This is a genomic window from Paenibacillus sp. 01T47 (genome assembly GCF_056398245.1).
This window is the reverse complement of the sequence record NZ_JBFTPA010000014.1, coordinates 118,939-132,017: the sequence shown is the minus strand read 5'-3', so window position 1 is coordinate 132,017 and position 13,079 is coordinate 118,939. Positions and strand designations below refer to the sequence as shown.

Below are 13,079 nucleotides of genomic sequence, written 5' to 3'. Positions count from 1 at the left end.
GGATGGAGTGAATAGAGAAATGACTATAGAGCAGACTTATTTGAATTTTATTGATGGAAAATGGAGCGTATCCGCAACCGGAAGGTTGACGGAAAGCATTAATCCTGCGAATTCGTCTGAGATCGTCGGATATGTACAAGATTCCAACGAAGCGGATCTTGAGCTTGCGGTGAGCGCCGCTAATCGTGCCAAAGAAGCATGGCGCAGGCTTTCGGGAGCGGCCCGGGGCGAATATTTGTTCAAGGCTGCTAACCATCTAGAGGCAAGACTGGAAGAGATAGCTGAAACCATGATGCGCGAGATGGGCAAGACCCTTGCGGAATGTAAAGGTGAAACGGCTCGTGGAGTTGCCATTCTTCGTTATTATGCCGGGGAAGGCATGCGGAAGACAGGTGACGTTATTCCTTCAACTGATCATGAGGCGATCATGTTCACAACTCGAGTGCCTCTAGGTGTCGTAGGTGTCATAACGCCGTGGAATTTTCCGGTTGCGATCCCGATATGGAAAATGGCGCCGGCGCTTATTTATGGCAATACGATTGTCATAAAGCCAGCCATTGAAACGTCGATTACGGCAGCAAAGCTGCTTGCATGCTTTGAGGAAGCAGGCTTTCCGTCTGGCGTTGTCAATATGGTCACAGGTGACGGTGCTCTAATTGGAGGCGGTATTGCCAATCATTCCAATATTCAAGGTATTACCTTTACGGGTTCCAATAAAGTAGGGAAGCAGATTGGCCAAGCGGCTCTTTCGCGTGGAGCCAAGTATCAATTGGAGATGGGCGGGAAAAATCCGCTTATCGTCGCTGAAGATGCTAACCTCGATCTTGCCGTAGAAGCAGCGATTAGCGGCGGTTTGAAATCCACGGGACAAAAATGTACGGCTACGAGCAGGGTCCTCGTGCAAGCCTCGATTTATGAAGCGTTCCGGGCGAAGCTGCTGGATCAAGTCAAACAATTGAAGCTGGGAAATGGGAAGGATTCCACCACATGGATGGGGCCTTGTGCCAATGAAAAGCAGCGTAATACCGTTCTTTCCTACATTAATAAGGGAATCGCGGAAGGGGCTAGCCTCCTCTATGGCGGAAGCATACCGGAGGATGAGGAATTGTCGAATGGCTATTACGTGCAACCGACCGTCTTCGAAAAGGTAACCGTGGATATGACGATAGCCAAGGAGGAAATTTTTGGTCCGGTACTGGCGCTCATACCTTTTGTGGACTTGAAGGAAGCGTTAGCGCTGGCCAATGACGTGGAATATGGACTGAGTGCCTCTATTTATACACAAAATATTAGCCATATTCTGACCTTTATCTCTGATATGGATGCAGGCTTGGTACGTATAAATGCGGAAACGGCAGGTGTAGAGCTGCAGGCACCATTTGGCGGAATGAAGCAATCCAGCTCGCATTCGAGAGAGCAGGGGCAAGCGGCAATCGAATTTTTCACCTCAATTAAAACCGTTTTTTTGAAAGCTTAATGTAAATAGGAAAACAAGTAAGTCCCAGTGAGGCAAGAGCTCACTGGGACTTTTTAACTTAACTTTCACAGCTTGAAATCGATAGTAGAGGAGAATGTATTAACTTTAATCCTTAAGATTTTCAGTGGCCTCTTGCCGTCGTAGTTTTTTTGTTATGCGGCACACGGCTTGAATCAACCCGCATTGTAGTTTTTTTGATATTGCCGAGGCGTAAGCCCGGTCCACTTCTTAAAAGTTGAGCTAAAGTGACGTTCCTCTTGATAGCCGACCAGCTTGGAAACCGCATAAATTTTATAGCTTTGGCGCAGCAGCTCCTTCGATTGCTCTACGCGATATTGATGCAAATAATCAAGAAAGTTAACGCCAAGCTCTTGCTTGAACAGCGAGCTTAAATAGGAATTGCTGACGAAGGTTTCCTTGGCAGCAAGCTCTAGTGTGAGATTTGTATTGTACTTTTGCTTAATTAGCTCAATGGTAGCATGTACGGTACGATGAAGTGACTTCTGGTTCGATACAGCCTCGACGATGCTTTGCACGATTTTTTGCAGGACGACGGAGCAGTCATCAAGCGTCTCCATGTTAGGGATTTGCTCGATCCAGTTCACGAAGCTGTCCTGCCATTCGATAGAGGCAACTTTGCGCTCTTGGGCGAATTTTTGCAGCTCTAGAATAAGACTTGTGGAGCGCAGATGAACCTCAGCTTTGGAATAGCTCGAATTGTTCCGAATATGAGACATGCTCGCTTCAATGGCATCAACTGCCTGCTCATAATGCTCGTTCTGCAAGGCGAGAAGCAGGTCTTTCTCGAGTCGATGCAAATAGGCATCGTCTAGAATGGAGCTTTTGGCAGCGGTTTGCTTACCAGTCTCGGCATGAAAAAATATGCCGCCTCTTCCTTGATAGAATCTGGCTTCCATCGCTTCAATCGCTTGCTGGTAACCGATATGCGCATAATCAACCGAAGCAGCTGCAGAGCTGATTGATATGCTGATCGAGAGCTTCAGATAAGCTTCAAGATTAAGCTGGAGCTCCTTCATAGCACCTTCAATCGCCTCGTTGGTCGTGTTTTCTGGATAATTTCCGATCCATAACATCTCGTCGCCATGGCGAAACACCTCAAGCTTGCCATCGTATAACGGCCGAAGGGTTTCACCTGCAATATTCAGCAGCGCATAACGTATAAGCTCTAAATCACGTTTGGATGCGGTGACGTTCTGCGCCTTGTTGGAGTCAATGCGGATCAGACCGACTTGAATGGGTCCGCACGAGAGCGTCATGTCCACTTCACTCATTACGCTGGATCGATCCTCCAGAGGCATGAGCGGGTGCTGAACCCATTGCGATAAAATCTGATTTTTCAGCAGATGAAGGTTGCGATTCCAGCTGCGGTTAAGGGCATTTAAAGCTTTATCTTCATTTTCGGATTGTTCAATTTTTCGCTTTAAGTCCATAATTACACGAATAATATCATGCGGCATACAAGGCTTTAAGAGGTAGTCGGAAACACCAAGCTTGATCGCTTCCTTGGCATATTCAAACTCATTGTAGCCGGTCAGCAGCACAGAATGAAATTCATGGCCGGCTGCTTTGGCTTCACGAATAAGGTCAAGACCGTTTAGAAAAGGCATACGGATATCGGTCAGCAGCAAATCAGGGGGATTGTTATGAATCATTTCCAAAGCCTGTTTGCCATTCTCCGCTTCTCCGGCAATCTCAATGCCATACAGCTTCCAGTCGACAAGTGTAAGAATGCCTTCTCGGAACGATTGCTCATCCTCTGCAACGATCATTTTAAGCACCATTTCCATTGCCTCCTTGTTTAATTCGCAGTTGCACCCTCGTGCCTAAGCCTTCCTTGCTTACGATCTCGAATTCGGCCTGTTCATAAAATAAAGCGAGCCTTTCCTTGATGTTAGCCAGTGCCATCCCAGAGTGAGCGTCATCCGTTTGCAAGTTGCGCATTGGCTCCTCTACGGTTGGTTGATTAAGAAGGTATACCTGTTTCTCCGGCATGCCAGGTCCGTTATCGGTGACTTCTAGAATAATAAGAGAGTCCTCTGTATAAGCCTTGATGTGAATATGTCCATTTCCGCCTGAGGGCTCGATGGCATGGATAATCGCATTCTCGACGAGCGGCTGCAGGAGCAGCTTAGGCATACGAAAGTGCTCAATTGAGGGCTCCAAATCAATCTCAAAATTAAACCTCGTCGTAAATCGTTTCTTTTGCAAAAATAAATAGTTTCGTACCAGCTCGATCTCGTGCTTCAGCTCTACAAAATCGTTGCCGCTATTCAGGCTTAGTCGGAACACTTGGGAGAGTGAGAGGACCATCTCGGATATTTCTTTATCCCCCTTCTGCACGGCGCTCCAGTTTATCATATTTAAAGTGTTGTATAGAAAATGTGGATTAATTTGCGATTGCAGCGCCTTCAGCTCGGCTTCCTTCTGCTTCAGTCGCGAAGCATATACGTCATCAATTAAGGTTTTAATTCGTCCAACCATCGTATTGTACAAATGGCCGAGTCTGCCGATCTCATCGTTGCCGTTGAAGTGTACCCTCTGCGTAAAATCCCCCGTTTGGAGAGCCCTCATGGAGAACATCAGCTTTTTCATCGGATTCGTAATAATGCGGGCAATGACCCAAGAGACAATAATCGTGATGAGCGTTACGATCGCCATGATCGAGAAGGTGACGGAGCCGATATGCTTCAATTCGAGCACCAGCTTGCTGCGATCTTGGATAACGACAGTTCGCCAGCCGGTAATATCCGATAAGGAATCTGAAACGATATAATGTTCGTTTTCCTTAAGCAGCGCTAATCCTTCTGCAGGTTCGATGGCAGCTGTATCCATCTGATCGAATACAGGCAGCATTGTTATCGGTTTGCCAATCATGCGCAAATCAGTTGAGGCGAGTATGGTGCCTTGATCATTCATTACAAACTGTGTAGCTTCCTCATCGTCATGATATAAGGATTTGCTTAGCTTATCTGCGTCCATCCCTATAATTAAAAGGCCGCTTCGAACATAGTTGTAAAAGTTTTTGTACGGCTTCACTAAAACGATCTTATGATGGGTGTCACCAAGCAGAATGCCATCCGAAGGGTAAAACATATCCCAAATTTGTCCTGATTCTGTATTAGCGAGCCTCTCATAGTAACGTGTTTTCATAAAACGCTCAAGGCTGATAGCGCTTGCAATACCGGTCTGTGTAATCGCAAACGGCTGAGCGGGCACATCATCCTTCGTAGAGGGATAAAGCACTAGCGATTGGATCGTTTCACCGGTAACCATAAGCGGCAGCAAATTTTTGAACACTTGATCACGGCGCTGCTGCGTGTCGCCATTCATAACCATGCTTTGAACGGTCGGATTTAGAAACAAGTAATTAGAGAAGCTTAACGTGTTTTTGGCAAAATAGTCGAGTTGATCCTTTGTCTTGATCGCCATGTTCATTTGAGATTGATGAAGCTTATCTACCACTTCTCCCGAGGCAATGTAATAAGAATACAGCCCGGTAATCCCAACGGTTGCAATCAGAAGGGGAATGACTAAGGTTAGCAGTTTCCGTTGCAGCGTAATATGTCGAAAGGGAGTAAAAAAGGATCGCATCATGTTCACCTGTAGCATTCAGATTTGTGACTTCAGTATACCAAGAAATAAATCCAGTTAGGCTGATTTTGGGAATGATCCAAAAAATGAGGCATCTATTCTTAAATTTGGCTCATATTTTGTCGCAGATATAACACGATATAATGGGGACAGAACAGGGAACGCCTGCTCAAATAAAAAAAGGTGGGGTAGCGATGAGAAAAATATGGATTTCGCTAGTAGCAATAATGATGGTTTTTACAGTAGCAGCGTGCAGCTCCGGCAATAATGGGAAAAACGGAAGCAGCGAAGCGACGAATAGTCCAACTAATGCAGCAAAAGAAACGGAGGCGCCGAAAGAGAAGGAGCCGGAGCAGGTAACACTTAAGTTTTTCACAGCGCTGGCTGACCGCTCTAATGGAGCAGGTAAAATCGAGCAAGCAATCATTGATAGTTATATGGCAGAAAATCCAAATGTGAAAATAGAAGTAGAAGCGCTTCAAGATGAGCCTTACAAAGCGAAAATTAAAGTATATGCATCAACAGATGCAGTACCTGACATTATCCAGGCGTGGGGCCAAACTTCTTTTATTAAACCTTTGATCGACAACAACATGCTGCTTGAGTTAAATGAAGCAGATTTTGAGAGCAGCAACTTTGTACCAGGTGCAAAAGATGGATTCTCCCAAGATGGCAAACTATACGGATTGCCGCGTGGTACAGATTTCTTGGTTATCTACTATAACAAGAAAATTTTTGACGACAATAACTTAACGGTTCCAACAACAACGGCAGAATTGCTTGAAGTATCCAAGCAGCTGAGAGCAAAAGGCATTAACCCGCTTGCAACAAACGCAATGGAAGGCTGGTCACTGCCAATCTGGTTTGAGTATGCAGCACAGCGCCACACAGGCAATTTTGACAAAATGGATGCGGTATTGAAGGGTGAAGCTAAATTCTCAGGCGACGCTGACTTCCTTGCAGCAGCACAAGACATCGCTGCACTGGCAGAGAACAAAGCACTTGCAGATGGATTCATGACAGCAGATTACGGCACTTCCCGCAACTTGTTCGGGCAAGGCCAAGCGGCAATGTTCGTGATGGGTAACTGGGAAGCAGGTCTTGCAACAGACGAGAACTTCCCTGAAGATTTCCGCAATAACGTAGGAGCGATCTCTTACCCGGCTTCTGATAAAGGTAAAGCAACAGATGTAGCTGCATGGTATGGCGGCGGTTACTCCGTATCGAAAACATCGAAGCACCCTGAAGCAGCAGTCGCTTTCTTGCAATATTTCTTCAAGCCTGAGAACTGGGCGAAGCAAGTATGGCAAACAGGATCAGGCACTCCAGCTCAGAAGTTTGATCAATTCCTGACTGGCAACGAAACAGCGCTTCAAAAACAATTGGTTGGCATTTTCAGCGCAATGACTTCTTCCAGCGGTACACCGGTACATGATAACGGTACGGATGAATTCAAGACAAAAGTAATGGAAGCTCACCAAAAGCTGTTTGGAAAACAAATTACACCTGAGCAGTTCTTAACAGAAATGGACGCAGCTGTCGGTGTTCTGAAGTAAACAAATGAGCTAGTTAGCTGATGGGGCAGCCGAATTCATTCGGTCTGCCCCGCCTTCTACCAAAGAGAGAGCGGGGAGAACCATGCACAAACTGATGAGCAATCGCATCACCATTTTTTGGCTAGTCGCACCGGGTTTTATGCTGTTTCTCTTCATGGTTTGCTTTCCTATCATTATGAGTGCATATTACGGTACGACGAATTGGACAGGAATCGGTGCTTACGAGTTCGTTGGACTCGAGAATTACCAAAAGATTTTGTTTCATGACAGCGTTTTTTGGCGTTCATTGCTTAATGCCCTACTGCTGCTTGCAGCTACGCTTCTGATTCAACACCCGATTGCGCTTTTGTTCTCCATATTTGTGATGCATGCAGGAAAGCTAGAGAAATGGTTTCGGGCTATCTTTTTTATACCAGCAGTGATTTCAATCGTTGTTACTTCGAAAATGTGGGTAAGCGTATTTCATCCGAACTTTGGGATGTTAAATAAATTGCTTGAAGGCGTTGGTCTAAGCACCTGGAAACAGGATTGGCTGGGCGATTCAAATATTGCCATTTGGTGCATTATCGTTGTGGTCATGTGGCAAGGCTTTGGTTATGCGCTTCTGCTTTATTACGCCGGACTTCAAGGCATACCAAAGGATCTTTATGAGGCGGCAGAGCTTGATGGAGCTGGAAGAGTGAAGCTGTATACGCGTGTTATCATTCCACTTCTCTCGCCAATGGTTCGAGTTGCAGTCGTCATCGCGGTTACGGCTTGCTTGAAGCAGATGGAAACCGTATTCCTCATGACGAACGGAGGACCTGCCAATACGACACAATTTATTGGTAATTACCTTTATAAAACGGCGTTTTCCTCGTCGCTGTACGGCTATGGAAACGCAATATCCGTTGTGTTCGTTATCATTTGTCTCATTATTACGGTAGCGATGAACAAAGCGTTCAAAAAAGATGTTGGTGAGTTTTAATACTCACCCTTGTATATGCACATTTGGTATATGAATTATTTTAGGAGGCATGCCCGTGGAAGCTCTTGCAGCTAAGACCAATCGCCAAGCGAAAAACGGCAAGAAGAAGGACGCCGCATCGCCCGCATTAAAGGTCATTCTTCATCTCGTTTTATGGGTCGTAGCGCTTCTGCAAATTTTTCCGCTCATTTGGCTCATCAATTATTCCTTTCTGAAGAGCGGAGATTTTTTTGGCAGCGGCATATTAAAATGGCCCAAAACATTTGAATGGAATAACTATGTGAATGCATTCAATTACGGGAGCGTTCCAAAGTTTCTATTAAACAGTGTTTTTATTACGACTGTAACGATCTTGGTTGCTGCTTTTCTAGCGCTTATGCTCGGCTATGCGTTCACTCGGATGGAATGGAAGCTGCGCGGTCCTGCGATGGCGTTCATTATGCTCGGTATGATCGTACCGATTCATGCGACCTTGCTGCCGAACTTTATTTTGTTCGACAAGCTGAATCTCATTGACAACCCGTTGTCCTTGATCCTTCCTTACATTGCTTTTTCGCTGCCAATAAGCTTGCTCATTATTTCGGGTTTTCTTGAAACCATTCCGAAGAGCATAGAGGAGTCGGCGGTTATGGACGGCTGTTCGGTCTATGGCGTTATTTTCCGAATTATTATGCCGATGACGAAACCTGCCATTGCGACGGTTTGTATTATGAACTTCATCAGCTGGTGGAATGAATTCATTATGGCCAATACATTTCTAACATCCGAAACCTTCAAGACGCTGCCATTTTCCATTATGAAGTTTACCGGTCAGTACTCATCCAATTATGGCGCACAGTTCGCGGTAATGACCATCATCGCTTTGCCGACAGTTATTATCTATTTATTGTTTACAGAGCAAATGTCACGCGGAATTACGGCTGGTGCAGTTAAGGGTTAAATAAGGAGAGTATAAGGAGGCTGAGGTAGCGTGCAAACACCTGTTACGGCAAATGCAGCAGTAAAGAGCTCGCGAAGAGAGAAACCGCTGTGGCGGCGGTTTCTGGCGCAATGGCAAGTACAGCTCATGATATTTCCAGCACTGATCTTTATACTCGTTTTTAATTATTTTCCGATGTACGGTGTCTTGATGGCATTTCAGGACTACAGCTTATTTAAAGGTTTTTTTGGCAGCACATGGGCGGGTTTTAAACATTTCGAAATGTTTTTTAACTCGCCGGATTTTTATAGAGTCATTCGGAATACGATTGTGATCAGTTTGCTTAAGCTGGTCATTAACTTTCCGGCTCCGATTCTGCTTGCCCTGATGTTAAACGAAGTAAGAAATATGGCTTTCAAAAGAATCATTCAAACGATCAGTTATTTGCCTCACTTCTTATCATGGGTTATCGTGTCTGGTTTTACGATCTCCATTTTGTCCGTGGATAACGGCAGCTTAAATATTTCACTGCAAGCGCTTGGGCTCATTGATAAGCCGATTAATTTCTTGTCGTTGCCCGAATATTTCTGGGGAATTATCGTGACGACGAATTTGTGGAAGGAAATCGGATTTGCAACGATTGTTTATCTAGCAGCTATCGCAGGCGTGAATCCCAGCTTGTATGAAGCGGCTTCTATTGATGGTGCCAACAAATTCAAACAAATATTTTTGATAACGCTTCCATCAATTACTCCTGTTATTATTATTTTTCTAATTCTGAACATCGGAAGCTTATTGAATGCAGGGTTTGATGATTTGCTCTTGCTCGGCAGGAGTGCAATGCTCCGAGACGTGGCGGACGTCATCGATACGTATGCTTACCGGGTAGGCATTATTAATAACCGCTTCTCGTATGCGGCGGCAGTTGGTCTGTTTAAAGCGATTATAAGTGTAGGCTTGCTGACGATGGCAAACTACATGGCTAGGAGAGCAGGTTCAAGCCTATGGTAATACAGCGAACTTATATTAATATTCAGAAAAGTGGTGAAGCCTAGTGAAGCTGAGCAGCAGCGATAAAGTATTGCAGGTTTGGATTTATATTTTACTAGTGCTACTTGGACTCGCTACGCTGTACCCGTTCTGGAACTCCGCGGTGATCTCCTTTAACGAAGGGCTGGACACGGCAAAAGGCGGAATAACGTTATGGCCAAGGGTGTTCACGATTGATAATTATAGAATCGTATTTCAAAATAACCGGATTATTGATGCGTTCCTAATCTCGGTGTCCCGTACCGTTGTCGGGACGTTGATCTCTATTTTCTTAACGGCCATCTTCGCTTATGGCTTGTCCGTTAAAGGCGTTATCGGCAAAAAGTATTATATGATCTTTGCGATTATTACGATGTATTTCAGCGGGGGACTTATTCCCTTTTACCTGCTGAACCGCGAGCTTGGCTTAATGGATACGTTCTGGGTTATGGTCATTCCGACAGCGGTAAGCGTGTGGAATATGATTATATTCCGTACCTTTTTTATGGGGCTGCCTGATGGACTAGAGGAATCTGCGAAGATCGATGGAGCCAGTACGTTTGGGATCTTTTTCAAAATCGTTTTGCCTTTATCTGGCCCTGTTTTGGCAACGCTTTCACTATTTACAGCTGTCTATCACTGGAATGACTGGTTTACAGCTACGATTTTTATTAATGACGCTAAGCTATATCCGATTCAAACTTTACTGCAGCAAATTATGAACTCCAACACGATGAGCGAGCAGCTCTCGATCGCTTCACAAGGAAGCGGTGCTGCCTCAGATGCGTTAAGCAGAATGCAGAGTGTGACGAGCAAATCCTTAACGATGGCTACGATGATGGTAGCGACGATTCCTATCGTTTTGGTGTATCCGTTCGTACAGCGTTTTTTCGTAAAAGGCGTTATGATCGGCTCCTTAAAGGAGTAATGTGGGTATTCGACCTTAGCGCTTCGGTGAAGGGTATGAGTATATATATTAAAAATTGGGAGGTTTACGAACATGAAAGGAAAAAAGCTGTTAACTGTGCTTATGACCGCTGGTCTTGCCGGTACTGTGCTTCTAGCTGGCTGCTCCAGTAACGACGGTGGAAAATCAAGCAATTCGGGCAATACAGGTAAGGAAGGCACGAATAAAACAGAGACTAGCAATGGATTTGTTTTGGGAGAAACACCGGTTAACTTTTCTTATTATGTTCATTATGATTGGTGGACTACGGAGCCGTGGGGTGCTAATCCGAATAGTAAATGGGTACAAGATAATCTAAAAGTAACCGTAGAGCCTATTCAATCCGGCGGCGCTGCAGCGCAAAAGTTGAGCACGATGATTGCGTCGAAGGAGCTTCCGGGTGCAATTATGATGGACCGGGGACCTGAAGTAGAACGATTGAGAGCTGCGGGAGCACTTGTTCCGCTGGATGATTATATCGACAAATATCCGAACCTGAAGAAATGGGCAGGCGAAGAGACGCTAAACATGCTCCGCTCGAGCGACGGCAAAATCTATCAATTCCCGAACTGGTATACAGCAGCGCCTACGGGCAACGGCGGCTGGTTTGTGAACAAGAAAATTTACGCAGACCTTGGCTCACCGAAGCTTGAAACAATCGATGATTTGTATGCTTACTTAAAGCAGGTCAAAGATAAATATCCGGACGTGATTCCATTAGAGGTAGGCGGAAATGGCTCGGGTGTTGAGGTAATGTTCCCTAGCTTCCAGGAGGGTGCAAACGGTGCGTTCCACTCGATGAAAGCATATCCTAATGGGGATAAGTTTGATACGATTTACAACAACGAAGCTTGGAAAGAAACGATGCTGTTCGCAAGCAAGTTATTTAGAGAAGGCCTTATGACACAGGATGCAATGACTCAAAAGGATGATCAGGTAAAAGAGAAGCTTGCAACGGGCAGAGTAGCTGTATTTGTTGGCGGTAATGCGACTAATGTGGGACGCGAAGGCCATAACGCATTAAAGGCAAAAGATCCAAATGCAGGTTATGAATTTATTTGGCCAATTGCTAAATCAGGATTGGATAAAAACAAAATTTATCCAAACGGTTATAACGCACTAGGTTGGAACGTTAACGTCATTACAACAAGCGCTAAAAATCCAGAAGGTATTTTTGCGTATTTGGATTGGATGACGGGCGAGGAAGGCACTCGTATCATGTTCTTCGGGCCAAAAGGCTTGTACTGGGATGAATTTGATGCGGATGGCGCACCGATACCGAACGACAAATGGTTCAGCACGCCGCAAGAAGAGAAGGACAAAGATAAGCTGGAAGCCTATGTATGGGCAGGAAACGCAACCTTTGTAGATACGAGCAAGCAAAAGATCGAGCAAACGCTGCCGGAAGAACAACGCAACTGGGGTTCGTTGGCACAGCTTAACATTGCATGGAAAACATCGATGAATATGACGCAATTCAATAACATCGATCCGGCTCCTGAGACGGATGAAGGAATCATTAATCAGCAAGTGACGGAAACAGCTAACGAGTATTTCGGTAAAATTCTGTTCGCGAAAAGCGATGCAGAGGTGCTTAGCTTGATCGAGGAAGCGAAAAAGACAACAACCTCGCTTGGCTTCGATAAAGTTAACGAGTATCGTACTGCAAGATGGCAAGAAAACCTTGCTTTGATTAACGGCAAGTAATTGTTGTAAATGAGCGTGCTCCGGTGGGCTGCTCCTAGGTAGGATTCTACCTAGGAGCGGCCTTCTTTTTGTTGTTGTAAGAACGAATGGGTTTCTACAACAGTATTTCACACGTTCGCCTCCACCGAAATGAAGCTGTAAGCACGTATACGTTCTTACACCGGACAAACTGAGGTTACTTTGTGACTGTAAGCACACATAGGTTCCTATAGCAGTGTTTCGCACGTTCGCCAACGCCGAAAAGAAGCTGTAAGCACGTATACGGTCTTACACCGGACAAACTGAGGTTACTTTGCAGCTGTAAGCGCAAATAGGTTCTTACAGCAGTGTTTCGCACGTTCGCCGACGCCGAAAAGAAGCTGTAAGCACGTATATGTTCTTACAGCGGACAAACTGAGGTTACTTTGTGACTGTAAGCGCAAATAGGTTCTTACAGCAGTGGTTTGCACGTTCGCCGACGCCGGAATGAAGCTGTAAGCACGCATACGTTCTTACACCGGACAAACTAAGGTTACTTTGCAGCTGTATGCGCAAATAGGTTCCTATAGCAGTGTTTCGCACGTTCGCCTACGCCGGAATGAAGCTGTAAGCACGCATACGTTCTTAAACTAGACAAACTAAGGTTACTTTGTGACTGTAAGCACAAATAGGTTCTTACAGCAGTGTTTCGCACGTTCGCTAACGCCGAAAAGAAGCTGAAAGCACGCATACGTTCTTACAGCGGACAAACTGAGGTTACTTTGTGGCTGTAAGCACAAATAGGTTCTTACAGCAGTGGCTCGCACGTTCGCCTACGCCGAAAAGAAGCAGTAAGCACGTATACGTTCTTACACCGGACAAACTGAGGTTACTTTGCAGCTGTAAGC

9 protein-coding genes are annotated in these 13,079 nt (G+C 45.3%); 7 read left to right on the top strand and 2 right to left on the bottom strand.

The genetic code is table 11. The features are described from left to right. Positions 1-19 precede the first annotated feature (19 nt). Entirely contained in the window at positions 20-1,477 is a 1,458-nt protein-coding gene (gucD, locus tag AC1DOV_RS23890) for an alpha-ketoglutaric semialdehyde dehydrogenase GucD (protein ID WP_477551247.1), read from the top strand. A 173-nt stretch (positions 1,478-1,650) separates the two neighbouring features. On the opposite strand, the gene AC1DOV_RS23885 is transcribed toward gucD, so the two are convergent. Next, entirely contained in the window at positions 1,651-3,279 is a 1,629-nt protein-coding gene (locus AC1DOV_RS23885) for a response regulator transcription factor (RefSeq protein ID WP_441885095.1), read from the bottom strand. Next, entirely contained in the window at positions 3,269-5,092 is a 1,824-nt protein-coding gene (locus AC1DOV_RS23880; protein WP_441885097.1) for a sensor histidine kinase, read from the bottom strand. The genes AC1DOV_RS23885 and AC1DOV_RS23880 overlap by 11 nt, the downstream gene beginning before the upstream one ends. A gap of 191 nt (positions 5,093-5,283) precedes the next feature. On the opposite strand from AC1DOV_RS23880, the gene AC1DOV_RS23875 reads away from it, so the two are divergent. The 6 genes from AC1DOV_RS23875 to AC1DOV_RS23850 all read left to right on the top strand — a co-directional run bounded on the left by AC1DOV_RS23875 (position 5,284) and on the right by AC1DOV_RS23850 (position 12,213). Further along, positions 5,284-6,645, top strand: coding sequence for an ABC transporter substrate-binding protein (locus AC1DOV_RS23875; RefSeq protein WP_441885099.1), 1,362 nt, complete (start codon positions 5,284-5,286; stop codon positions 6,643-6,645). An 82-nt stretch (positions 6,646-6,727) separates the two neighbouring features. After that, complete coding sequence (locus AC1DOV_RS23870; RefSeq protein WP_441885101.1) at positions 6,728-7,612, top strand: carbohydrate ABC transporter permease; 885 nt, start codon at positions 6,728-6,730, stop codon at positions 7,610-7,612. A 55-nt stretch (positions 7,613-7,667) separates the two neighbouring features. Then, positions 7,668-8,552, top strand: coding sequence for a carbohydrate ABC transporter permease (locus AC1DOV_RS23865; RefSeq protein WP_441885103.1), 885 nt, complete (start codon positions 7,668-7,670; stop codon positions 8,550-8,552). A 126-nt stretch (positions 8,553-8,678) separates the two neighbouring features. Beyond that, positions 8,679-9,542 carry an ABC transporter permease gene (locus AC1DOV_RS23860; protein ID WP_339209762.1) on the top strand — a complete coding sequence of 288 codons (864 nt, stop codon included), beginning with the start codon at positions 8,679-8,681 and terminating at the stop codon, positions 9,540-9,542. Positions 9,543-9,585: 43 nt separating this feature from the next. Then, the gene (locus tag AC1DOV_RS23855) at positions 9,586-10,488 is read left to right on the top strand and encodes a carbohydrate ABC transporter permease (RefSeq protein WP_076267345.1); all 903 of its coding nucleotides are present in this window, start codon (positions 9,586-9,588) and stop codon (positions 10,486-10,488) included. A gap of 72 nt (positions 10,489-10,560) precedes the next feature. Then, complete coding sequence (locus AC1DOV_RS23850; protein WP_339205056.1) at positions 10,561-12,213, top strand: extracellular solute-binding protein; 1,653 nt, start codon at positions 10,561-10,563, stop codon at positions 12,211-12,213. Positions 12,214-13,079: the final 866 nt, after the last annotated feature.